The organism is Actinomadura rayongensis (genome assembly GCF_009831215.1).
GTDB classification, from domain to species: domain Bacteria; phylum Actinomycetota; class Actinomycetes; order Streptosporangiales; family Streptosporangiaceae; genus Spirillospora; species Spirillospora rayongensis.
This window is the reverse complement of the sequence record NZ_WUTW01000007.1, coordinates 29,561-53,211: the sequence shown is the minus strand read 5'-3', so window position 1 is coordinate 53,211 and position 23,651 is coordinate 29,561. Positions and strand designations below refer to the sequence as shown.

At 73.7% G+C, this 23,651-nt stretch carries 21 protein-coding genes; 14 read left to right on the top strand and 7 right to left on the bottom strand.

Annotated features, from left to right (window positions below; genetic code table 11):
• Positions 1-11 precede the first annotated feature (11 nt).
• The 9 genes from GQ466_RS25365 to GQ466_RS25325 all read left to right on the top strand — a co-directional run bounded on the left by GQ466_RS25365 (position 12) and on the right by GQ466_RS25325 (position 9,500).
• Positions 12-635: a GNAT family N-acetyltransferase gene (locus GQ466_RS25365; protein ID WP_337193621.1), complete on the top strand. Its 624-nt coding sequence runs from the start codon at positions 12-14 to the stop codon at positions 633-635.
• On the top strand, positions 632-1,363 hold the full coding sequence (locus GQ466_RS25360) for an alpha/beta fold hydrolase (protein WP_161105552.1): 732 nt from the start codon (positions 632-634) through the stop codon (positions 1,361-1,363). The genes GQ466_RS25365 and GQ466_RS25360 overlap by 4 nt, the downstream gene beginning before the upstream one ends.
• 75 nt (positions 1,364-1,438) lie before the next feature.
• A complete protein-coding gene (locus GQ466_RS25355; RefSeq protein ID WP_161105551.1) occupies positions 1,439-2,281 on the top strand; it encodes an SAM-dependent methyltransferase in 843 nt (280 codons plus the stop codon).
• A gap of 87 nt (positions 2,282-2,368) precedes the next feature.
• Positions 2,369-3,202: an aldo/keto reductase gene (locus tag GQ466_RS25350; protein WP_161105550.1), complete on the top strand. Its 834-nt coding sequence runs from the start codon at positions 2,369-2,371 to the stop codon at positions 3,200-3,202.
• Between the two features lie 24 nt (positions 3,203-3,226).
• A complete protein-coding gene (locus GQ466_RS25345) occupies positions 3,227-4,033 on the top strand; it encodes an MOSC domain-containing protein (RefSeq protein WP_161105549.1) in 807 nt (268 codons plus the stop codon).
• A 68-nt stretch (positions 4,034-4,101) separates the two neighbouring features.
• Positions 4,102-7,326 (top strand): NACHT domain-containing protein, encoded by a 3,225-nt coding sequence (locus GQ466_RS25340; protein WP_161105548.1) that lies wholly within the window; start codon positions 4,102-4,104, stop codon positions 7,324-7,326.
• 100 nt (positions 7,327-7,426) lie between these two features.
• Positions 7,427-8,119, top strand: coding sequence for an MBL fold metallo-hydrolase (locus GQ466_RS25335; RefSeq protein WP_161105547.1), 693 nt, complete (start codon positions 7,427-7,429; stop codon positions 8,117-8,119).
• A 44-nt stretch (positions 8,120-8,163) separates the two neighbouring features.
• Positions 8,164-8,502 (top strand): PadR family transcriptional regulator, encoded by a 339-nt coding sequence (locus GQ466_RS25330; RefSeq protein WP_161105546.1) that lies wholly within the window; start codon positions 8,164-8,166, stop codon positions 8,500-8,502.
• On the top strand, positions 8,499-9,500 hold the full coding sequence (locus tag GQ466_RS25325) for a hypothetical protein (RefSeq protein ID WP_161105545.1): 1,002 nt from the start codon (positions 8,499-8,501) through the stop codon (positions 9,498-9,500). The genes GQ466_RS25330 and GQ466_RS25325 overlap by 4 nt, the downstream gene beginning before the upstream one ends.
• 39 nt (positions 9,501-9,539) lie before the next feature.
• Here GQ466_RS25325 and GQ466_RS25320 read toward each other — a convergent pair whose 3' ends face one another.
• The 4 genes from GQ466_RS25320 to GQ466_RS25305 form a co-directional block, all read right to left on the bottom strand.
• Entirely contained in the window at positions 9,540-10,124 is a 585-nt protein-coding gene (locus GQ466_RS25320) for a TetR/AcrR family transcriptional regulator (protein ID WP_161105544.1), read from the bottom strand.
• 32 nt (positions 10,125-10,156) lie between these two features.
• A complete protein-coding gene (locus tag GQ466_RS25315; RefSeq protein WP_337193620.1) occupies positions 10,157-11,383 on the bottom strand; it encodes an MFS transporter in 1,227 nt (408 codons plus the stop codon).
• Between the two features lie 126 nt (positions 11,384-11,509).
• Entirely contained in the window at positions 11,510-14,401 is a 2,892-nt protein-coding gene (locus tag GQ466_RS32495) for a helix-turn-helix transcriptional regulator (protein ID WP_161105543.1), read from the bottom strand.
• Positions 14,402-14,468: 67 nt separating this feature from the next.
• Positions 14,469-15,704, bottom strand: coding sequence for a glycosyltransferase (locus GQ466_RS25305; RefSeq protein ID WP_161105542.1), 1,236 nt, complete (start codon positions 15,702-15,704; stop codon positions 14,469-14,471).
• A gap of 155 nt (positions 15,705-15,859) precedes the next feature.
• Here GQ466_RS25305 and GQ466_RS25300 point away from each other — a divergent pair, with 155 nt between their 5' ends.
• From GQ466_RS25300 to GQ466_RS25290, 3 genes are read left to right on the top strand one after another with little or no spacing between them, the layout of a single operon-like run.
• Positions 15,860-17,104 (top strand): serpin family protein, encoded by a 1,245-nt coding sequence (locus tag GQ466_RS25300; protein ID WP_161105541.1) that lies wholly within the window; start codon positions 15,860-15,862, stop codon positions 17,102-17,104.
• Complete coding sequence (locus tag GQ466_RS25295) at positions 17,101-17,751, top strand: histone deacetylase (RefSeq protein ID WP_161105540.1); 651 nt, start codon at positions 17,101-17,103, stop codon at positions 17,749-17,751. The genes GQ466_RS25300 and GQ466_RS25295 overlap by 4 nt, the downstream gene beginning before the upstream one ends.
• Entirely contained in the window at positions 17,748-18,200 is a 453-nt protein-coding gene (locus GQ466_RS25290; protein WP_161105539.1) for a peroxiredoxin, read from the top strand. Before GQ466_RS25295 ends, GQ466_RS25290 begins: the two co-directional genes overlap by 4 nt.
• Positions 18,201-18,204: 4 nt before the next feature.
• On the opposite strand, the gene GQ466_RS25285 is transcribed toward GQ466_RS25290, so the two are convergent.
• On the bottom strand, positions 18,205-19,854 hold the full coding sequence (locus tag GQ466_RS25285; RefSeq protein WP_161105538.1) for a CocE/NonD family hydrolase: 1,650 nt from the start codon (positions 19,852-19,854) through the stop codon (positions 18,205-18,207).
• Between the two features lie 142 nt (positions 19,855-19,996).
• On the opposite strand from GQ466_RS25285, the gene GQ466_RS25280 reads away from it, so the two are divergent.
• Positions 19,997-21,037: a mechanosensitive ion channel family protein gene (locus tag GQ466_RS25280; protein ID WP_202421117.1), complete on the top strand. Its 1,041-nt coding sequence runs from the start codon at positions 19,997-19,999 to the stop codon at positions 21,035-21,037.
• Here GQ466_RS25280 and GQ466_RS25275 read toward each other — a convergent pair.
• Positions 21,021-21,602 (bottom strand): TetR/AcrR family transcriptional regulator, encoded by a 582-nt coding sequence (locus tag GQ466_RS25275; RefSeq protein ID WP_161105537.1) that lies wholly within the window; start codon positions 21,600-21,602, stop codon positions 21,021-21,023. The two genes, GQ466_RS25280 and GQ466_RS25275, sit on opposite strands and share 17 nt — an antisense overlap.
• A gap of 106 nt (positions 21,603-21,708) precedes the next feature.
• On the opposite strand from GQ466_RS25275, the gene GQ466_RS25270 reads away from it, so the two are divergent.
• On the top strand, positions 21,709-23,094 hold the full coding sequence (locus tag GQ466_RS25270; RefSeq protein WP_237418370.1) for an MFS transporter: 1,386 nt from the start codon (positions 21,709-21,711) through the stop codon (positions 23,092-23,094).
• On the opposite strand, the gene GQ466_RS25265 is transcribed toward GQ466_RS25270, so the two are convergent.
• Positions 23,095-23,649, bottom strand: a complete 555-nt coding sequence (locus tag GQ466_RS25265) for a 3'-5' exonuclease (RefSeq protein ID WP_161105536.1) — start codon at positions 23,647-23,649, stop codon at positions 23,095-23,097.
• Positions 23,650-23,651 lie beyond the last annotated feature (2 nt).

Genomic DNA, 23,651 nt, shown 5'->3' with positions numbered 1-23,651 from the left:
CCGCGCCCTTGGTGATCCCTCACGTCACCGAATGGGCGCTGGAGATGCTCGACCCCGGCGACCTGCGGCCCGCGCCGCCGCCGGACGTCCCGATCGCGCTCAGCCGGGCGCGGCGGCCGTCCGCCGACGTCAGCCGCGCCCTGTACGCCGTCGTCGGCGCCCGCGTCTGCTGGACCGACCGGTTCGGCTGGACGCACGACGACTGGCGCGCCTGGGTCGACCGGCCCGAACTCGGCGTGTGGCTCGCGCTCGCCGACGGGACGCTCGCCGGGTTCTTCGAGATCGAGGCGCAGCCCGGCGGGGACACCGAGATCCACCTCGTCGGGCTGACGCCCGAGTTCGTCGGCGCCGGCAACGGCGGCCACCTGGTGACCGAGTGCGTCCGCCGCGCCTGGGAGCGCGGCCGGACCTGGGCCGAGCACACCGGCCCCGCCGCCCGCGTCTGGCTGCGCACGAGCACGCTCGACCACCCGAACGCGCTCGCCAACTACCGGCGGCGCGGGTTCCGCGTCGCGAGCGAGACGACGTTCGCCAAGACCGTCCCCGATCCCCGGTACGCGCCGTGGCCGCTGCCGCACGACCCGCGCGCGGCCCGCGTCCCGGCGGACCGTTCCGAACAGGAGCTGATCCCGTGACCTGGTTCCGCTGCCCCGAGCCCCGCCCGTTCGCGGCGGTCCGGCTGTTCTGCCTCCCGCACGCCGGCGGCTCGGCCGTCGCGTTCCGGTCCTGGCCGAAGGAGATCAGCCCGGCCGTCGAGGTCCACGCCGTCCAGTACCCGGGGCGCGCCGACCGCCTGCGGGACCCGCTCGTCCCCGACGCCGGACGCCTCGCGCGGCTCGTCGCGGGCGCCATGGGGCCGCTGCTGGACCGTCCGGCCGCGCTGTTCGGGCACAGCATGGGCGCGCTCGTCGCGTTCGAGGTCGCGCGGCTGCTGCAGGAGCGCGGGACGCCCGTCGCGCACCTGTTCGTCTCGGGCACGCGCCCGCCGCACGACCGCGACGACGAGAGCATCTCCGGCCTGGACGACGACGGGCTCATCGGTGCCATGACCCGGCTCGGCGGGACGGACGCCGAGATCCTGCGGGACCCGGAGATGCGCGAACTCGTCCTGCCCTACGTCCGCAACGACTTCCGGCTCGTCGAGGACTACCGGTACGTGCCCGGGCCCGCGCTGACCTCGCCCGTCACCGCGCTCGTCGGCGACGCCGACCACCGCGTGGACGAGCCCTCCGCCGCCCGCTGGGGGGAGCTGACGTCCGCGCCGTTCGCGCTGCGCGTCCTGCCCGGCGGGCACTTCTACCTCGTCCCGGAACAGTCCGCCGTGCTCGCCGAGATCCACCGGGGCCTGAACATCGAACCGTGACCCGGTTTCCCCTCCGGACCGGCCGGTTTACGGCGATCATGGGACGAGCGTTTCACCGACCGCCGGGAGCCCCCCTTGGAGACCGAGAACGTGGACCTTGACACCGGAATCCCGCATTCGGCGCGCGCCTACGGCTACATGCTCGGCGGGAAGGACAACTTCCCCGCCGACCGGGCCTTCATCCGCGACATCCTCCAGGGCTTTCCCGAATGCCTGGACATCGCGCGGCAGAACCGGCAGTTCCTCTACCGGGGGGTCCGGTACCTGGTGGAAGAGGCCGGGATCCGGCAGTTCATCGACATGGGCTGCGGGCTGCCGACGGACGCCAACGTCCACCAGGTCGCGCACACGTTCGCCCCGGACGCCCGCGTCGTGTACGTCGACATCGACCCGATCGTGCTCGTCCACGGCCGCGCGCTGCTGACCAGCGACGCCACCACCACGATCATCGGCGGCGACATGCTCGACCAGGACGCGATCCTGGCCGACCCCGCGCTGAACCGGCTCATCGACTGGGACGAGCCGCTCGCCGTCCTGTTCCTGTCGGTCGGGCACCACCTGCTGGACGACGCCGATCCCCGGCGCGTCCTGCGCACGGCGATCGACCGGGCCGTCCCCGGCAGCCACCTCGCGCTGTCCCAGGTGGTCTGCGACGACGCCGAGCGCGGCGCGCGGATGAGCCGGGAGATCAACGACTCGGGCATCCCGTGGCAGACCCGGACGCCGGACGAGTTCGCCGCCCTGTTCGCCGACGGCCTGGACGCCGTCGAACCCGGCCTGGTCAACCTGCTGGACTGGCGTCCCGACCCGGACCAGCCGCCGCTGCCGGCCGTCCCCGAACCGCTGCGGACCTACGACGGCGCCACCCGCGTCAACCGGAGCCTCTACGAGTACGGCGGCGTCCTGCGCAAGCCCTGACCGCTGTTTGCGCGCGGGGGTCGTGGTTAGGGGATGGACTGCAGCCCCTTCGGGAGACCCCATCGTCAGCGCGAGGTGCTTTTCGCTATGACCGACGTACCGGACATCACCCTGAACAACGGCGTCACGATCCCGCAGCTCGGCTTCGGGACGTTCCAGATCGACCCGGACGCCACGCGCGACGCCGTCCTCGCCGCCTTCGAGGCGGGGTACCGGCACATCGACACGGCCGAGATGTACGGCAACGAACGGGCCGTGGGGGAGGCGGTCGCGGCGTCCGGTCTGGACCGGTCGGAGATCTTCGTGACCAGCAAGCTGAACAACGGCGCGCACGCCCGCGACGACGCCCTCGCCGCGTTCGACCGGACGATGGACGAGCTGGGCCTCGAACACCTCGACCTGTTCCTCGTCCACTGGCCGCTGCCCGGCGTCGGGGACTTCGTGGAGACCTGGCACGCGATGGAGGAGATCTACGCGTCCGGGCGGTGCCGCGCGATCGGCGTGTCCAACTTCCAGCCGCCGCATCTGCGGCGCGTCATGGAGACGTCGGAGACCGTCCCGGCGGTGAACCAGATCGAGGTGCACCCGTACCTGACGCAGGACACCGTCCGGGCGTACGACCGCGAACACGGCATCGCGACCGAGGCGTGGTCGCCGATCGCGCAGGGCAAGGTGCTGGCCGACCCGGTGGTCACCGGCATCGCCGAGCGGGTCGGCCGGACGCCCGCCCAGGTCGTCCTGCGCTGGCACCTGCAGCGCGGGGACATCGTGTTCCCGAAGTCCGTCACGCCCGCGCGGGTGGCCGAGAACTTCGACGTGTTCGGGTTCGAGCTGGCGCCCGACGACATGGCCGCGATCTCCGCGCTGAACCGCGACGAGCGCACCGGGCCGGATCCGGACACGTTCGACTACACCGGATGATCAACTTTCCGGCACGATGGCGGGATGGGTTCCGTGGTCGCCGTGCGGCGCTATCCGGTGAAGTCGATGCTGGGCGAGGACGTCGAAGCGGTGCCGGTGGGGGCGTCCGGCCTCGCCGGTGACCGGGCGTTCGCGCTGGTGGACGTCGCGTCGGGCCGCGTCGCGTCCGCGAAGAACCCGCGGCTGTGGCGGTCGCTGCTCGGCGTGGACGTCGCGACGGTCGGCGACGGCGTCCGGCTCACCTTCGCCGACGGGCGGACGCTCTGCAGCGCGGACCCCGACGCGGACGCGCTCCTGTCGGACTTCGTGGGCCGTCCCGTCCGGCTGACGGCGACGCCGCCGGAGGCCGCGTCCCTGGACCGCGCCGTCCCCGACGAGGTCCTGACGCACGGCGAGACGGCCGACGTCCCGGTCGAGCCGACGGCGCTGCCGGCCGGTTCGTTCCACGACTTCGCGCCCGTCCACCTGATCACGACGTCCACACTGGACGCGATCGGGGCGGAGGCCGGGGACGCGGTCTGCGCGATCCGCTACCGCCCCAACCTGATCGTCCGCACCCCCGAGGCCGGCTACACCGAGAACGCCTGGGTCGGCCACGACGTGTCCGTCGGCGACGCCGTCCTGCGGATCATCGCCCCTACGCCGCGCTGCGCCGTCCCGACCCTGGAACAGGGCATGCTCCCGCGCTTCCGCGACGCCCTCCGCGTCCCGGCCCGCGACAACCTTGTGGAACCCCGCCCCGGCATGGGCCCGCACGCGTGCGCGGGCGTGTACGCGACGGTGACCCGTCCCGGCCACGTCTCCCCGGGCGACACCGTGACCGTTCTCTGACAATCGCCCCGTACGCGGCGTCATGGATCCCTAGTCTGAAAGGTCCGCGACGTCGATCGGGAGGCGATGTGCGCCGCGTTCCACCCCTCACCTACCGGGGCGCCCTGCAGATCCTGGGCCAGCACGACCGACGGATACTGAACAAGCTGGACGGCCTGCTCGGCGGCGTGATCCTCGGCGCGGGCGTGGCCGCCCTGGGCGGGCCGCTCGTCGGCGCCGCCGTGCTCTTCGGGTGGGTTGACCAGAAGAACGAGGCGACGAAACTCGTCGGCGCCCTGCTGGACAAGGCGAAGTCCCGCCTCGACGGGACGGCCGGCCTGGAGCGCATCGACCTGATCGCGGCGGCCCACACCACGATCGTCGCGGCGTCCTTCTGGGAGGTCTTCACGGAGGAGGTGCCCGAGAACGTTCTGCGGCGCCTGCGGATTTCCGAAGACGAACGGCGGGCGCTCATGACACGGAACGCCCGGGCGGGCGACGACGTCCTCGCGGTTCTCTACGAGTCGGGCGTTCCAGCGCCGTCCGTGGCGTTCGGGTTCGAGGAGAACGCGACGTTCGTGCAGTTCTGGATCGACCGGCTCATGGGCCGCATCGACAACTTCGTCGCGGGCCTCGCCGACGGCCCGGAGAACCGCGGCCGAGTTCCCCGGGCGGACATTCTGGAAAAGGCTCTGGCCCGCTACCGGAGCCGCTATATCGAACTGGCCGCGGCCGTTCCCGAGTTCCGCGTGTGGTCGGAACTCGGTGAGCACGCCGCCACACGCGAAGCGGTCCGCGCCACCGGAGCCGGCGTGTCCGCGGCGCTGGCCGAGCAGAAGACGTCCCTCGCCCGCATCGAGGCGCTGCTCCGCCGCGAGGCGTCCGCACTTCCGGACGCGTGCGCAACGCTGGCGAACGCCAACCGGGGAGCTCTGGAAGAACCGCTCATCGCGGACGAGGCCGCCCGGTCCGGCCCCGGCGTGCGCTTTCCCCTTCTGAAGGACGCCTTCATCGACCCGCGTTTTCGACTCCGCGATTCGCCTCTGGTCTCGACCGGATCGGTGACGGGTGTGTCGAACGAGGAGACGTGGGAGCAGCAGGCGGTCCGCCAGGACATCGACCTTCTGCTCGTGGCTCATCTGACGAGCCAGGCCGCCCATGAACAACCGATGCTGCTGCTCGGCCATCCGGGTGGCGGCAAAAGCCTGCTGACTCGTGTCCTGGCGGCGCGTCTTCCGGCCGAGACGTTCACGGTCGTGCGCGTCCCGCTGCGCCATGTGCAGGCGGACGCCGACGTTCTCGACCAGATCGAACAGGCGCTGCGCACGGCGACCAACGGACGGGTCTCCTGGCCCGAACTCGCTCGGGAGAGCGCCGCCACCGTGCGCGTGATCCTGCTGGACGGCCTGGACGAGCTGCTGCAGGCCCACGGGGCGCGCGCCAACTACCTCCAGGACATCGCGAAATTCCAGCAGCGGGAAGCCGAGCAGGGCCGTCCGACCGCGGTGATCGTCACCTCGCGGACGCTGGTGGCCGACCGCGTGAAAATCCCCGCCGACACCGTCATTGTCAAGCTGGAGGACTTTGACGACGCCCAGATCGCCCGGTGGATCGACATCTGGAACGAGACGAACGCCCCCGGAATCAGGCGGGGACACGTCCGGTGCGTGACGGCCGACATGGTGCAAAGCCAGTCGGCGCTCGCACGGCAACCGCTGCTCCTGCTGCTGCTGGCCCTGTTCTTCGCCGACCCGGCGTCGCCCGAGCTGGACGACAGCATGTCCCAGGCGGAGCTGTACCAACTGCTCATGGAGGGTTTCGCGTACCGGGAGGTCGCCAAGCGCGAGCCGTATCTCGATGACGAGGCCGCCAGGGAACGCATCGAGGAACATTTGTGGCGGCTGACCGTGGCGGCGTTCGCCATGATGAACCGGGGCAGCCAGAACGTAACGGACATCGAACTCGGCGAAGACCTCGTTGCGTTGGACGAGCAGGAACCCTCCGGAGCGCGCAAGGCCGAACTCGGCCGGCGCCTGCTCGGCGAGTTCTTCTTCGTCCACGCCGCCGAGGCGCGCCCGTACGACAGCGAGGGAGAGAGCGTCCGCCGGTCGTACGAGTTCCTTCACGCGACCTTCGGCGAATACCTGGTGGCCGCGCACATCGTACGAGTCCTGGCCGACCTGGCAGAAACGTCGGCGCGCCGACGCCGTGGAACTCCGGCCGACTCCGACGACGAACTTTTCGCGCTGCTCGCCCACCAGCCCCTCTCGCTCCAACGCGCCGCGCTCGATTTCGCCGAAGAGATATTTCGGACGCTCGACCCGCTTCTCCAAGAGCAGGTGCTCGCGCTCTTGGAGAAGCTCGTTCAAAATTTCCGCCGTCGCAACGAGAGCCGCCGGTTCGTCTCCTACCGGCCACTCCCGGTCGACCATCTGCGGAGACTCGCCGCCTATTCGGTCAATCTCGTCCTGCTGCGGGTGTGGATGTCGACGGACGATTCGGCTCCGATCGACTGCCTGGTGGACGCGTCGGCCGGGCCATGGGCCTGGCCTTCGGTCGTGGACCTCTGGAAATCCGGCCTCGACGTCGACTGCTGGCGGTCGGTGGTGGGTTCCCTGACCCACCGAGGTGGCCGGGTCGTGGCCGAGGGCTTCGTGCCGTCCGACGAGATCGCCCACGCACGGCTTGCCGGTGACGTTCAGATCGAGCGGTGGCTTCGCTACGGCCAGGCCATCATCGAAGATTCGAGCTACCAGGGAATCGGTGACCACTGGAGCGATGTCCTTCTCGCCGCCATCGTCCCGGCTGGACTGCCGCGCTCGTACATCAGCGAAGAACTGCCTCCGGACGCCCATCGCGATACCCTCATCTCGATAGCGAATCGATTCTTCTTCCTCCTCAGGCTTCATACTTTCTATGAATCCGAGGAAAGTGTCGAGTTCATGATCGATTGGGTGTTGCAGCATATTCCCGACGACCTGATCGACTGGAGTGCCCTCGCGCTGGCGGTCGCGGTCCATCCTCTTCTGCTCGAAAAATTCGAGCGGTTGTGGAATCCCGAAGGCTATGTGATGTCTCCTGCGGCGCGGGCGATTTTCTCCTTGGTGGCGGAATATTCGCCTGACATTCGGCTGGTGGAAATGGTCGATCTGGTGCTGGGCCAAGGCTCCGGTGCAAAGGGGCGCGTTTCCCTCGGGAGTGATCGAATTCGGATCGTAAGAATGGTCAATATGCTTCGTGATCTGGTGTTCGGGGAGTCGCCGTCGGCGCCCACGAACGGCCACTTCCCCGAGTTCGTGGCGGGCGAAAACTAGGCCTTTCTGCTCTGCGCGGATGTGGGGTGGTTCGGGCGCGTGGCGAGGCAGGTTGGAGTGCGGGCCGCGCTGGGCGGTGCCGTGAGGAGGGCTTCGTGGCATGCGGGCTATCGAACTGTCGCCGAACGTGTACCGGCTCGATCTCGGGCGGTACCAGGCCTACCTGTGGCGCGAGGGTGAGCGGGCGACGCTGATCGACACCGGTGAGCCGGGGTCGGGGCCGCTGATCGAGGCGGCGCTGGGGGAGATCGGGCTGACGCGGGGGGCGCTCGATCGGGTCGTGCTCACGCACTTCCACGATGACCACGCCGGGTCGGCGGCCGAGGTCGCGTCGTGGGGCGTGCCCGTGGTCGCGGGCGCGGCGGACGCGCCGGTCATCGCGGGCGACGTCGAGGGGCCGGAGCCGAACTTCAGCGACTTCGAGCGGGAGCTGCACGCCAAGGTCGCGGCGGGGCTTGAGGCGGCGCCGCCGGTGGGGGTGGACGTTCCGGTGCGCGATGGCGACGTTCTTGATTTCGGGGCCGAGGGGGCGCGGGTCGTCGCGACGCCCGGGCACACCGACGGCAGCGTCGCGCTGTACCTCCCGGCCGAGAAGGTGCTGTTCACCGGGGACATCGCGGCTCACTTCAACGGCGACGTCATCCTCGGCGTCTTCAACCTGGACGCCGGGGTCGCGGCGGAGTCGTTCCGCCGCCTCGCCGAGCTGGACACGAGCCTCGCCTGTTTCGGGCACGGAGAGCCGGTGACCGGAGCGGGTGGGCGGCTCCGCGCGACCGCCGACGCGCTCCCATAGGTCGACGGTCGACATATGCCGACGAGCGGGTTATGCTCGTCGGCATGACGTCGACTGCGATGCAGGAGCCGACGCGGCTGCTGCTCACGGCCCTGGCCGACGAGCCACGGCACGGCTACGCGCTGATCAAGGAAGTGGAGGCGATCTCCTCCGGGCGGGTCAGGCTCCGCACCGGCACGCTGTACGCGGCGCTCGCCCGGCTGCAGGAGCAGGGCTGGGTCGAGGTCGCGGGCGAGGAGGTCGTGGACGGCCGGCACCGCCGCTACTACGCGCTGACCGGCGCGGGCGGCGAGGTGCTCGCCGACGAGGCCGCGCGGCTGCGCGCGCAGGCCGCCGAGGCGGAGCGGCGGCTGCGGCTGCGCGGCCGGAGCGTGCCCGCATGAGCGCCGCCGAGCGCCTGGCCGGGCTCGTCGTCCGGCTCTACCGGCCGTCCGCGCGGGACGGGCGGCACGCCGAGATCGTCAGCACCGTCCGCGACGCCCTGGACGGGCAGGGACGGATGGGCGCGGCACGGGAACTGGCCGACCTCGCCGCGCACGGCGTCCGACACCGCATGGGCCTGACCGCGTCGTCCCCCGCCGGACGGACGCTGGCCGCCGCCGCGCCGCTGGCCGTCGCGTCGGGCGTCGCGCTCTCGGCGCTGTTCCTGCTCTGCGCCGAGTGGGACTGGCGTCCGCCGACGCTCCCCGACCCGGACCCGCCGAACCGCATCGGCCCGTTCGCGACACTGGGTCCGCTCGTCTACCTGCCGTGGCTGCTGATGCTCCCGGCGGCGGCCTTCGGCCTACGCCGACTGACAAGGACGCTCGCCGCCCTGGCCACCGCGACCTCGGCCGCGCTGCTCCCGCTGACCCCGCCGACGGGCGCGGACCGTCCGCCCCTGTGGGCGCTGGGCGCGCTCGCCCTGTTCGCCTTGATCGTCCTGGCCGCGCCGGCCGATCCGCTGGCCCCCGAACGCCCGGACCCGCGGCCCGCTCCGCTCCTGGCGGCGGCGATGCTCGCGGTCCTGACGGTCGGCGTCTTCGCGGACGGGTCCTTCTGGCGCGTCGAGCACGCGCCGGACATCCCCGACCCGATCTTCATGTCCCGTCCGCTCTGGTACCGCTACACGGCGGCGGCGCCGCTGGGAACCGCCATCGTGGTCGCGCTGGTCATCGGGCTCCTGGCGGCGCTCGTCCTGGCCCGAAGACATCCGACCCTCCCGGTCGCGGTCCTCGTGACGGCGTTCCCGTGGGCCATGGTCGTGTACGGCCTCAACGCCGCGGAATCACGGCCGCTGCACGACGCCGTCCTCTGGACGTGCCTGCTGGCCGCCGCCGCGACGGCGGGCGGCGCGGCCGTCAGGATGCGGGCGGCGCGCCGCGTCACGGACGCCCGCTGACCCCGGCCACCGCCGCGCGCGCCGACAGGCCGCGCCGGGTCAGCCGCCGACGCGCGGGGCGGTGTCGATGAGGGCGACGGCGGCGGTGCGGGCCGCGGCGGCGGCCGTCGGGTCGCCGTCCAGGCCCGCCGCCAGGGACGCGCCGTCGTAGAGGAGGTGGAGCTGACGGGCCAGGCCCGCCGGGTCCGCCACCCCGGCCTCGGTCGCGAACCCGGTGAACAGGCCCCGCAGCCAGACGCGGTAGTTCCGTGTGGCGCGTTCGGCGGAACTGCCCTCCGAGGACTCGGCGGACGCGCTGATGAACGGGCAGCCGTTGTAGTCCGGCTGGACGAACCCCTCGGCCTGCGCGTCGAAGACGGCGAGCAGACGGTCGCGCGGCGTCGCGCCCGCGGCGACGTGCCGCTCGACGCGCCGCCGGACGCGGTCGTGCCGGAACTCCAGGTACGCGCGGACCAGCTCGTCCTTGCTGCCGAAGGTGTTGTAGAGAGACGCCTTCGCGACCCCGGCGTGCTCGATGATCCGGTCGATGCCGACCGTGTGGACGCCCTCGCGGTAGAACAGCTCGTTCGCGGCGGTCAGCAGGCGCTCGCGCGCGGACCTCCGGGGAGCGGACGTGCGCGTCATCTCCCTCATCCCTTCTCCGGCGGGTCGCACCATTATGCGGGAGCCTGGGCCTTCGGACGGTCCAGCAGCAGGCCCACGAGCGCGATCGCGGCGAGCAGGACCACGGCGGCCCCGTACTCGCGCGCCGTCACCAGCAGCCCGCCGCCGTGCACGACGAGCACCCCCGCGATCACCGCCGGGACGCCCATCCCCAGGTAGCAGACGACGTACGTCGCCGACAGCACGCCCGCGCGCTCGTGCGGCTCGGCGAGCGGCGCGACCATCCGGATGCCGCCCTGGAAGCCGGACCCGAAGCCGAGCCCGGCGACGGCCGTGCCGACGAAGAACCCGAGCGTCGACCCCGCGTCCACGGCCAGGAGCGTGCCGATCACGCCGACGATGAGCGCGCCCGTCCCGACGTACATGACCGGGCGGACCCGCACGTCCCGCATGAGCAGGACCGACACCGCCGCGACCCCGGCGAGCGTGAACAGCCCGAGCCCGCCGTACAGCGCCGACCGCGAGTGGACGAGCCCGGCCGTCAGCGCCGGGCTGAGCGACCCGTAGAACCCGGCGAGCGCCCACACCGCGAACATGACCGGCGCCGCGATCGCCATCGGCCGCCGCACCCGGCGCGGGATCCGCACCTCGGGCACCATCGCCGCGATCGCGCCCGGCTTGGCCGTCACGGTCTCGCGCAGCACCGCCACGCCGACGATCTGGAGCAGGAACACCGCCATCAGCATGAGGTAGATCAGGTGGGTCGGCGCGGGCAGGAACCGCACGACGAGCGCGGACGCCAGCGCCCCGGCGGCCGTCCCGAACCCGGGCGCGACCGAGTTGACGACGGTGCCGCGCGTCCGGTCCACGTCGAGCATCGCGGCCCCGATCGCGCCGACGGCGGCGCCGGTGGCGAGGCCCTGGACGATCCGGGCGCCGATCAGCACGCCGACGTCCCCCGCGTACGCGAAGACGACCATGGTCGCGGCCTGGACGGCGAGGGCCGCGAACAGCACGGGACGCCGTCCGACGTGGTCCGAGAGGCGCCCGAAGATCAGCAGCGCGACCAGCACCGCGACCGCGTACGCGCCGAACACCACGGTGGTCGTGATGGGGGAGAACCCCCAGCGGGCCTGGTAGGTGGCGTAGAGCGGCGTCGGCGCGCTGGACGACGCCAGCAGCGACACGATGATCGACGCGAGCAGGCCGAGCGCGAGGCCGGGCCGCGAGCGCGCGTGCCGTGCCGGCGCGACGGCGGGGGACTGGACGGTTGTTTCCACGGACGATCCTCTGCTCGGGAGCGAAGTGAGTAGACCTGTCTGTCTACCGCAGTCCGACGAACATAGACAGACAGGTCTAATGCCGTCAACGCCCGGGATGTTCCGCAAGACCCGGTGTAAGGACCGTCACAGCCCGGCCCGGTGCGCCAGCGCGGCGGCCTGCGTCCGGCTCGACGCCCCGAGTTTCGCCAGGATGTTGGACACGTGGACGCTCGCGGTCTTCGGCGAGATGAACAGCGCCGCCGCGATCTCCCGGTTCCCGAGGCCGTCCGCGACGAGCTTCAGCACCTCGCGCTCCCGTGCCGTCAGCCCGCCCAGCCCGTCCGGCCCGGCCGCCTCCTCGGCGGGCGCCGCCAGCCGCGCCCGCGTCCCCAGCTCGTGCAGCGCCGCGACGAGCGGCGCCGCGCCGAGCCGTTCGGCCAGCGCGAGCGCGTCCGTCCGGGCGCGGGCCGCCGCGTCCCGGTCCCCGCGCGCCGCGAGCGCGCCCGCCAGCCGCCACCGCGACCGCGCGACCTCGTAGACGAACCCGTCCGGCCCGTAGCCGAACGCCGCCGCCGACGCCCGCCACAGCTCCGGGTCGTCGCGCCCGGCGGCGCGGGCGTGCTCGGCCTCCGCGCGGGCGAGGAACGCCTCGCCCTCCACGCCCAGCCAGGCCCGCGCGGACCCGTCGAGCGTGGTCGTCGCGGCCGTCCGGGCGCGGGCGAGCAGCGCGTCCGCCGCCTCGACGGCGGCAGCGGCGGCGGCCGTGTCGCCGGACGCGCGCGCCGCCGACGCCAGGTCGGCCTGCGCCCACAGGCCCGTCGCCGCGATCCGGATCATGGCCGGGTCGCGCGGGTGGCCGCCGTCCAGCAGCACGCGGACGTGGTCGAGCGCGCCCTCCGGATCGCCGTTCCACAGGGCGTGCTCGGCCGCCAGCCCGCGCGCGATGTAGGCGATGAGCCAGTCGTGGTCCCAGATCGGCTCCAACCGGGCCAGCCGCTCGGCGACGGCTGGCGTGCCCCGCGCGACGTCCAGGAACAGCGCGTACGCCGACACCTGCGCCTCGAACGGCCGCGTGAACCGGATGCCGAACCCGTCGGCGGTCCGGGCCGCCGCCGCCCAGTCGCCCGAGGTGTAGTGGACGAGGAACCGCAGGCACCGCAGCGTCAGCCCGTAGACGCTCCAGTCCAGGCCGTGCTCCCCGGCGAACCGCAGGTCCTCGTCGGCGGACGCCGCCGCGCCCGCCAGGTCGCCCCGGTCGAACCGCGCCCGCGCCCGGTGGAACGCGGCCCGCAGCGCCACCTGGAGGTCGCCCGCCGCGACGGCGAGGTCCCGGGCCCGGTGGAACAGCGGCTCGACGTCGGCGTCCGGATCGCGCGGCTCCCGGTACAGGGCGAGCGAGACGAGCGCGCCCGCCTCGGCGTCGGCCGTCCCGGTCGCCCGCGCCGCCGCGATCGTCTCCTCCGCGAGCGCGGTCAGGTCCTCCTGGTCGTCCTCGGCCAGCAGGCTCCGCAGGTAGGTGGCGAGGGCCTTGGCGCGCTCGGCCGTCGGCGGATCGGCCGGCAGCAGGTCCAGCGCCGCGCGCACCTCGCGCAGCGCCTCCGCGTGCTGGTCCAGGTCGTCGAGGTGGTAGGCCAGCCGCGACCGGACGGCCGCGACGAGCCGCCGGTCGGCCGGGTCCAGCGTCGCCAGCAGCCGCCGCAGCCGCGTCACCGACCGGCGGACGTCGCCCGCCCGCGCCGACGCCCGGACGGCCGCCATCTCCAGCTCCGCCCGCGCCATCCCCGCGGCGGCGGCCGGGTCGGGCACCGCGTCCCACAGCGACAGCGCCCGGTCGTAGTGGTCGTGGGCCTCGTCCGGCGCGCCCATCCGCTCGGCCTCGCGCCCGGCCGCGACCGACGCCGCGAACGCCGTCGGCAGGTCGTGGGACGCCAGGCTGTGGTGCGCCAGCTCGGCCTTCGCGCGCGGCCGGTCCTCGCCCGCCAGCAGCGCCGCGAACGCCGCGTGCAGCCGGGCCGCCTCGCCGGGCAGCAGGTCGGCGGCGACGGCCTCGCGCAGCAGCGCGTGCCGGAACCGGTAGCCGTCGCCGTCGGGGACGAGCAGGTGGTGCGACACGATCTCGCGCAGCGCCGCGCCGACGGACGGCTCGTCCAGCCCCGACACCCGGCGCAGCAGCTCGTCGTTGACCCGCCGCTCGACCACGGCCGCGACCCGCAGGACGCGCTGCGCCTCGTCCGACATCCGCTCCACCCGGGCCAGCAGCAGGTCGGCGAGCGCGGCGGGCAGCGCGCCGCCGTCGCGGGCCGCCGCGTGCAGCTCGGCCGCGTAGAAGGCGTTGCCCTCCGAGCGCTCGTGGATGCGGCGGGCGGCCTCGGGGTCCGTCCCGCCGAGCGAGCCGAGGAACGCGGCGGTCTCGTCCGGGCCGAACGGGCGCAGCTCGACCGACGTCACGTTCGGCAGCCGCAGCAGCTCGGCGACGACCGGGCGCAGCGGGTGCCGCCGGTGCAGGTCGTCGGTGCGGTAGGTGCCGACGAGGCAGACCCGCTCGCGGTCCAGGACGCGGCTGAGGAACGTCAGCAGGTACCGGGTGGAACGGTCCGCCCAGTGCAGGTCCTCCAGCACGAGCAGCACCGGGCCGCGCTCGTCGCCCAGCTCGCCGAGCAGGCCGAGCGCGGCGCCGAGGAGCTGCTGGCGGCCGAGGTCGCGGGCGGCGTCCGGCGCGCCCTCCCCGTCGGGCAGCAGGCCGCGCAGCACCGGACGGTCGTCCACGGCCCGGCGGATCTGCGGATCGGCGCGGGCGGCCGTCCACAGCGCGTCCGCCAGCGGCAGGTACGGCATGGACTCGCCCAGCTCGGCGCACTGCCCGACCAGCACGGTCGCGCCGCGCTCGCGCGCCCGCCGGGCCAGCGCCCCGACGAGATGGGACTTGCCGATCCCGGCGTCGCCGCCGACCAGCGCGATCCCGGCCGAGCCGTCGGCGGCCCGGTCCAGCGCGGACGCCAGCACGTCGAACTCGGCGGCCCTCCCGATGAGCGTCATAACACCAGTATCAACGCAAAAGGGCGAGGTCACGCTTCCGCGCGACCTCGCCCCGGCGAGTCGGTGATCAGCTCGCGAGCGCCTCCGCCGGCTCGACCTCGGCCTCGGGCTCGGGCTCCGGCGCGGGCAGGACGCGGTCGTAGGCGCGGGCGGCCTCGGCGCCGATCCGGCCCCAGCCGTAGCGCGAGCGCGCCCGGTCCACGGCGGCGATCGACCAGCCGTGCAGGGTCGTCTCGTCGGCCAGCAGCCGCCGCAGCGTCCGGCCGACCGCCGCCGGGCGGCCCGCCGGGACGTGCAGCCCGGTGATCCCGGACAGGACGCTGTCGGCGTTCGCCCCGGCGGGCGTCGTCACGACCGGCACGCCGCACGCCATCGCCGCCACCGCCGTCTCCGGGACGGGCAGCTTCGGCGAGAGGTTGAGCAGCAGCCGCGCCGAGCGCAGCAGCTTGGGCAGCGCGCGGGGCGCGACGGCGCCGGCGAACTCGACGCGGTCGGCGACGTGCAGCTCCTTGGCCAGCAGGGTCAGGTGGTGGACGGCCGGGTCGGTGCCGAGCTCCTCCGCCTCCGGCCCGCCCGCGATGACCAGCTCGGCGTCCGGCACGTGGACGAGCGCGCGGATCGCGTCCTCGGCGCCGCCGTCGTCCAGGCTGCGGGGGAGCGCCAGCAGACGCGGCCGGGACCGGCGGGGGGCGGCGGGACCCTCGGGGGTGAAGCGCTCGTCGTCCACGCCGAGCGGCAGGACGCGCAGCACCGGCCGGGGGACGCCCATCCGCGCCAGCGCCTCGGCCTCGGCCTCGTGCGCGGCGAGGACCAGCGCGGCGCTCTTGCCGAGCGTGGCCTCCATCCGCATCCGCGCCGGGTGCACCGGACGTCCGGCGCGCCGCTCCCCGGCGGCCAGCCCGTGGTAGCTGAGGACGAACGGGATCTCCAGCTCGCGGGCCACGGCGCAGGCCGCCATGCCCGCGATCCAGCCGTGGGCGTGGACGACGTCGGGCCGCGCGGCGCCGGTCCAGGCGCGGCGCAGGGCGTCGGCGAGGTCGCCGACGTGGTCCAGCTCGCCGGCCTCGTCCAGCGGTTCGGCGGGGCCCGCGTCCAGCAGCCGCAGCGCGGCGCCGGACGTCAGCCGGGAGCGGGCGCGGGCGGCCGGGTCCTGGCGGCGGGTGTAGACGGTGACGCGGTGCCCGGGGCCGCCCTCGGCGGCGGGACGGGCGAGGGCGCGGGCGAGTTCCCGGACGCGGACGGCGGGCGTGGTGACGCCGGCGAGGTCGGCGAGGGTGACGAGCGCAACGGTGTGACGACGCATGGGAGACCTCCGGGAATTCAGCACAGGGCGGAACCTGGAGGTATCTGCGTCTTAGACACCTGCTCGACCACCGTTTTAACCGCCCATGCGCTCCTTGAAACATCCGGGCCGAGGAAATTCCGGAACCGGGACGCGGCGCGGGCCGTCCGACGCGCATGGGAAGAGCGCGCACGACCCTCGCCGCCGTCTGCGCGGCGCTGCTCCCGCTCGCCGCGTGCGGCGTCGCGCAGGGGCAGGAGCCACGCGTCCGGAAGGGTCGGGTTCTGGCGGTACCGGCAGCCGATCCGAAGCCGTACGCGCGGGCGGACGCGGCGTTCGGCCTCGGCCTGCTGGCGGCCTGGTGCCGCACGGATCCGCACGCGAACCTCGTCCTGTCGCCGAGCAGCCTCGCGGCGGGCCTCGGCATGGCGGCGCTCGGCGCGCGCGTCGCGACCGCGACCGCGATGGCGCGGGCGCTGCGGCTGCCGCCCGGCGACCCCGTGCCGGGCCTGGCCGCCCGCACCCGCGCCCTGCGCGGCCTGAACCGCAGCGGCGTCGCGCTCCGCGTCACCGACCAGGTCTGGGCCGACCGGCGGCTGCCGCCGTCCCCGGGCTACCTGGACCGGGTCGCGACCGCCTACGACGCCGCGCTGAAGACCCTGGACGTCCAGGGCGACCCCGACGGCGCCCGCGCAGCGATCAACGACGCCGTCGCGAAGGCCACGTCCGGGCGCATCAAGGACCTGCTCGGCCCCGGGACGGTCGCCCGCGACACCGGCTGGGTCCTCACCGACGCCGTCTACCTGAAAGCGGACTGGGCCGATCGGTTCAAGGCGTCAGAGACGAGCGGGGAACCGTTCACGACCGCCGCCGGCGGCACCGCGCAGGTCCGGATGATGAGCGCGCACCGCGACCTCGCCGCCGCACGGACGGCGGGCTGGACGGCCGTCGACCTGCCCTACCGGGGCGGACGGCTCAGCATGACCGCGCTGCTGCCCGACGACCGCTCCGGCGGCTGCCCCGCCCTGGACGCCGCCCGCCTCGACCGCGTCACCGCCGCGCTCGCCCCGCGCCGCGTCGACCTCGGCCTGCCGAAGACCGACCTGAAGGACCGGATCGACGCCGTCCCGCTGCTGCGCGCCGCCGGAATGGGCGAGGCGTTCGGGCCGCGGGCCGACTTCACCGGTTTGTCGCCGCGCGCGGAGGGCATCACGTTCGTCCGGCACGCCGCGACGATGCGGGTGGACGAGAAGGGCACCGAGGCCGCCGCCGCGACCGGCGCCGGGATCGGTGCCACCGCCGCCGCGCCCGTCCCGGCGCTCCGGGTAACCTTCGACCGGCCCTACGTCCTGCTCGTCCGCGACCAGGCGACCGGCGAGCCGCTGTTCCTCGCCCGCGTCGCCGACCCTTCACGCTCATGAAGCTCTGGTACGCCGCCTACGGAAGCAACCTCTACCGCCGCCGCTTCGGCTGCTACATCGCCGGGGGCCGCCCGCCCGGCGGCGCGGTCACCTACTCCGGGTGCCGCGACCCGCGCCCGGCCGCCGCCGACCGCGCCCTCACGCTGCCCGGCGGGATCTACTTCGCGCACACCTCGCCGACCTGGGGCGGCGGGATCGCGTTCTACGACCCCGAGCTGCCCGGACGCGCCGCCGCCCGCGCCTACCTGCTCACGGCCGGGCAGTTCAGCGACGTCGTCGCGCAGGAGATGCACCGCCCGGCGGGCGCCGACCTGGACCTCACCGAGGTGCTCGCCACCGGCCGCCAGACGCTCGGCCCCGGCCACTACGAGACGGTCCTGCTCGTCGGCGAGCACGAGGGCGACCCGGTGCTGACGTTCACCGCGCCGCACCCGCTGGACGACGTCGAGGTCAGGACGCCCACCGGCGCGTACCTGGCGATGCTCGGCCACGGCCTGCGCGAGGCGCACGACTGGGACGCGGCGCGCGCGGGCGCCTACCTCGCCACCCGGCCGGGCGCGGCCGGGACGTGGACGGCCCGCGACGTCGAGGCGCTGCTGACCGTCCCGGTGCCGACCGACGACGATGGGGTACCGTCGGCACCATGAAGATCGGCGACATCGTCGAGGATTTCGCGCTCCCCGACCAGGACGGCGCGCCGCGAACCCTGTCCGGCCTGCTCGAGGACGGCCCGGTGGTGCTGTTCTTCTATCCGGCCGCGATGACGCCCGGCTGCACCGCCGAGGCCTGCCGGTTCCGCGACGTTGTCGCCGAGCTGGCCGAACTCGGCGCGCACCCGGTCGGGATCAGCGCCGACGAGGTGAGCCGGCAGAAGGAGTTCGACGACAAGCACCGGCTCGGCTATCCGCTGCTGTCGGACCCGTCCGGCGAGGTCCGCGCCCGGTTCGGCGTCAAGCGCGGCATCGCGCTCGCCCCGACCAAGCGGCAGACGTTCGTCATCGACACCGACCGGCGCGTCGTGGAGATCGTCAAGAGCGAGGTCCGGATGAACGTCCACGCCGACCGCGCGCTCGCCGCGCTCCGCGCCCTGGCCTGACCGGCTACGACACGGGACGCACGCGCGGCAGCAGCACCGCCGACGCGCGCGACGGGTCGTGGAAGATCTCCTGATCGGCGGTCAGCCAGCGATCCGCCGTGCCGACCGGCTCGCCCGTGCCCGGATTGCGCGCGACGCGCGGGTACGCGCCGCTGCACACCTGGAGCCGGATCCGGTGGCCCGCGCGGAACCGGTGCCCGACCGGCCACAGCTCCACCCGGACGCGCCGCACGCCGTCGCCGTCCGGCTCGGGCGCGCCGGGCAGCAGCCGCCGCATCCCCTCGCACAGGTTGAGCGACGTGCCGTCGGGCGCGACGTCGCACAGGCGCGCCACGAGGTCGGTGTGCTCCAGGCTGGACCGCAGGAACAGGTCGGCGAGGACGGGCCCGATGAACTCGGCGTCCTCGTCCAGCTCGGCGGCGGTGAACGTCAGCACGTCCCGGCGGCTCTCCAGCTTGCGCTGGTCGGTGACCGGACGGCTGTCGCCGAGCAGCGTCGGGCCGCCGAGGAACGGCGTCGGGTGCGCCGGGTCGTAGCGGTACCGGTCCGGCTCGGACGGCGGCGGCGCGTCGGTGCCGAGGCCGCCGTCGGCCTGGAGGTACCAGGTCTCCGCGCGCATCCCCGGGACGGGCCAGGACGGGTAGCCGCGCCACTCGTCCGCGCCCGTCACGAAAAGCCGGACGGGCTCGTCGCGCAGCCCGGACGGGTCGTCCAGCAGATGCGCCCGGAACCAGGTCAGCGCCTCGTCGATCGACGCCCGCATCATCCGCTGGTCGGCGTGGAACCACGGCCCGATCGTCAGGTACGGCTCGCGACCCGCCGCGCGTAGCGCCGCGTAGTCCTTGAGCTGCCAGGGCAGGAAGATGTCGTACCAGCCGCCGGTCATGTTCACCGGGGCCGTGACCTCCGCGACGGTCGGCGAGAAGTCGCGCTTGTCCCAGAACGGGGTGTCGGGGCCGTTGCTGAGGAGGTCCTGGAAGAACTTCTGCGACGTGCCGGTCGTCAGCGCGTCCAGCTCGCCGATCGGACGGCCCGACAGCGCCGCCTTCCGCGCCCGGCGCGGCGAGAAGAACCCGGTCGTGAGGCCGGACAGCGGCGTCCGCATCCGGGCCGTCAGGTCCACCCAGATCAGCGTGGACTCCAGCGCGAACGTCCCGCCGACGTTGATCGCCTCGCGGAACTGCGACGCCGTGACCTGCATCGACAGCGCCTGAAGCTCCGGCCCGGCGTCGGCGGCGACCGCCCACTGGACGTAGCCGAGATAGCTCGGTCCGTGCATCGCGAACGTCCCGCCGAACCACGGCTGCCGCTTCAGCCACGCGATCGTGGCGAGGCCGTCCTCGCGCTCGTCCAGCGCCTCGAACTCGCCGCCGGAGCCGAACCCGCCGCGCACGCTCTGCACGACCGCCTGGAAGCCGTGGGACGCGAACGTCTGCCCGCACATCAGCCCGAACGGCCCGCGCCGCCCGTACGGCGAGCGGACGAGGACGGTCGGCGGACGCTCCACGTCCACCGGCGCGTAGTGGTCGGCGAGCAGCACGACCCCGTCATGGGACGGCACGCGCAGATCGCGGTTCACCGTCACGCGATGGGGGCCGTTGCGCAGTCCGAGCGCCGAGACCCCCAGTCGGCGCATCACTCCCACCCCTGCCATTCCATCGATCGTAATCGCCCGCGTGCGGCGGGAGCGCTCTCGCCCCGCGGTCAGGCGACGATGGCGGACGCGGTACCGCCCGGCTTCACTACGATCAAGACGAAGACGGACGAAATCGGCACGCTAGGACGGTGTTCTCCCCATGCCCGTGGACTGGAGCCGAGTGGTCGTCGCGGCGGCGGTCGTGCTGGCGGCCCTGCCCCTCGCGGTCCTGCTGCGCGTGCTGGCCGGGCGCCTCACCCGCCGCGCGGGCGACACGCGATGGGCCTGGGACGACCTGCTGGCCCGCCTCCTGCGCGACCTCGCGCTGCCGCTGGCCGTGCTCGGCGGCGTGCGGATCGCGGCGGAGATCCTCGAACCGTCCGCGCGGGCGCTCGACATCACCAACAAGATCCTCACGGCGGCGACCGTGCTGGTCGTGTCGCTGGCGCTGGCCCGGCTGATCGCGGGGACGTTCGCGTCGGTCGCCCACGCCCGGCAGGGCCCCGCCGCCAACGTGACGATCTTCGCGAACATCACGCGGGTGCTGGTCACCGGCATCGGCGTCCTCATCATGCTGCAGAGCCTCGGCGTGTCGATCACGCCGCTGCTCGGCGCCCTCGGCGTCGGCGGCCTGGCCGTCGCGCTCGCGCTGCAGGACACGCTCGCCAACCTGTTCGCCGGCGTCCACGTGCTCGCGTCCAAGACGATCGAGCCCGGCGACTACATCCGCCTGGCCACCGGCCAGGAGGGCTACGTCGTGGACATCAACTGGCGCAACACGACGATCCGGACGCTGAGCGACAACGTCGAGGTGATCCCGAACCAGCGGTTCTCCGACACGATCCTCACCAACTTCCACCGTCCCGCGCAGGACATGGCGCTGCTGATCCAGGCGCAGGTGCCCTACGACAGCGACCTGGAGCGCGTGGAGGAGATCGTCACCGAGGTCGGCGCGGCGGTGATGGCCGAGGTCGAGGGCGGGGTGAAGGACGCGGAGGTGCTCGTTCGCTTCCACACCTTCGGCGACTCCGCCATCAAGTTCACGGTCATCCTGCGCACCGACGAGTTCGGCGACCAGTTCCGCGTCAAGCACGAGTTCGTCAAGCGGCTGCACCGCCGGTTCCGCGACGAGGGCATCGGCACGCCGTACCCGGTGCTGCGCCTGGACGCGAGCGGCGACGCGGTCACGGTGGCGGGGTGACGGCCCGCAGGACGATCTCGTCCACGATGTAGTCGATCGTCTCGTCCGGCATGAAGTCGCCCTCGGTCACGAACCGGTAGAGGATCAGCGCGGGGCCGAGGTTCGCGACCTCCTGGGTCGCCGCGGCGGGCCGGACCTCGCCGCGCTCGACGCCCGCCTTCAGCGCGTCGTGGATGTGGTGCCGGACGGGCCGGACGGTCCGGTTCCGCGTCAGCTCCCGGACGAGCACCGCGCCCTCGTCGTCGGCCTGCAGCGCGCGGACGGGCGCGCCGTGGCAGCTCCCGATCGTGTCGCGGAAGTCCCGCAGCAGCCGCCGGACGTCCTCGCGGACGCTCCCGGTGGCGGGCGGCTCGATCGGCGGCGGCAGCTCGCTCAGCAGGGCGTCGCGCAGCAGCTCGTCCTTGGACTTCCAGCGCCGGTACAGGGCGGCCTTGCCGGTCCCGGCCTCGAACGCGACGCCCTCCATCGTCATCCGCCGGTAGCCGACCTCGCCGAGCTGGCCGAGCGCGGCGGCGAAGATGGCCGCCTCCAGGTCGGCGCCGCGCCGCCGGGTGGCGCCGGTCATCCCCGTGCCCTTCCGCTAGTGAACGGTGACGTTCCCTTTTTTCCGCACCGATGGTACGTTGCCCTCATAGTGAACGATCCCGTTCCTTAATTCACGCGGAGGTCCGTTGTCGACTGTCCCGACCGGACGGGCTCCTGCCCAGGCCCCGTCCGGCACGTCCCTCCATCATCCCGGACTGGCGCTGGCGGCGATCGTCGGCTGCCAGCTCATGATCGGCATCGACACGTCGATCGTCACCATCGCCCTCCCCGACATCGGCCGCGCCGCCGGGCTGTCCACCGGCGGCCTGGCCTGGGTGCTCAACGCCTACATGATCGCCTTCGGCGGGCTGCTGCTCCTCGGCGGGCGCGCGGGCGACATCTTCGGCCGCCGCCGCGTCTTCCTCGGCGGCGTCGCGGTGTTCACGCTCGCGTCCCTGCTCGGCGGGCTCGCGCCGGACGGTCCGGCGCTGATCGCGGCCCGCGCGGCGCAGGGGCTCGCCGCCGCGTTCGGCGCGCCGAGCGCCCTCGCCCTCATCGCCGCGCTGTTCAGCGGCCCCGCGCGGGTCCGCGCGCTCAGCGTCTTCTCGGCCGTCGTCGGCGCGGGCGGCGCCCTCGGCATGATCCTCGGCGGCGTGCTGACCGAGGTCGCGTCCTGGCGCTGGGTGTTCTTCGTCAACGTGCCGGTCGGGGTCGCGCTCGTCCTGCTCGCGCCGCGCGTGCTCGTCGAGACGCCCCGCCGGCCCGGCCGGTTCGACCTGCCCGGCGCGCTGGCCTCCACCGTCGGGATGACCGCGCTCGTCTCCCTGTTCATCCGCGCGGGCACCGACGGCTGGGACGACCCGCGCGCGCTCGCGGCCGGTGCGGTCGCCGTGCTCGCGCTCGGCGCGTTCGCGCTGCTCGAACGGGGCGCGCCGCAGCCGATCGTCCCGCTGCGGCTGTTCGCGCACAGGGTGCGGACGGGCGCGTACCTGACGATGTTCTTCCTGGTGAGCGGGATGTTCGGCGGCTACTTCTACCTGACCCAGCTCCTCCAGGGCCAGTTCGGGTACGGACCGCTCCAGACCGGCGCGGCGTTCCTGCCCATCGCCGGGCTCCAGTTCACCACCGTCCGGATCGTGCCGCGGCTGCTGCCGAGGCTCGGCGCCCGGACGATCGTCACGACCGGCGCGCTGCTCCTCGCGACGGGGCTGGCGTGGCTGACCGCGCTGCCCGGCGACGGCGGATACGCGGCGTGGATGCTCGGCCCGTTCGTCCTGATGGGCGTCGGCGGCGGACTGTCGATCATGCCGCTGAACGCCACCGTCCTCGGCACGGCGGCGCCCGAGGACGCGGGCGCGGCGTCCGGCGTCGCGCAGGCCATGCTCTGGTCGGGCGGCGCGGTCGGCTCGGCCGTCATGGTGACCGTCCAGGGCGGGGGCGGCGGCACCGCCGCGATCTTCGGGTGCGCGGCGGCGTTCGAGGTCGCCGCGCTGCTGCTGGCGGCGTCCACGCTCGGCCGCCGCGCCGCCTGATCAGGCGGGCCAGTCGCCCCGGTCCACCAGTCGCAGGATCAGCGCCGCGATGTTCCAGGCGTCGTCCACGCCGCTGTGGTGGCGTCCCTCCAGCGGGAGGCCGCCGTGCTCCAGCGCCGCCGCCATGCCCATCCGGCGGGACAGGCCGTGGCTCTCGGCGTGGACGGCCTTGGCGTTCACGTGCCGCCTCCCGAACGGGTACCGGACGCCCGTCTGGGCGCACTGCCGCTCGAACTGCTTGCGGTCGTAGTCGCCCCAGCTCGCCCAGACCCGCGTCCCGGCCGCGTGCTCGCGCTCCAGCAGCGCGCACGCGTCGGCGAACGCGAGCCCGGTCGCGACCTCCTCGGCGGTGAGTCCGGTCAGGCCGGTGCAGAACGCGCTCACCCGCGAGCGTTCGGGACGGACGAGGATCCGGTGCCGTCCCGTCCGCTCCCGCCGGTCCAGGTCGATCGTGCACAGCCCGATCTCGATGACCTCGTTGTGCATGCCCTTCGGCACCGGGCCGTTCCAGCAGGTGGCCTCGATGTCGATCACGTTGAGCGTGCCGCCGTCCATGA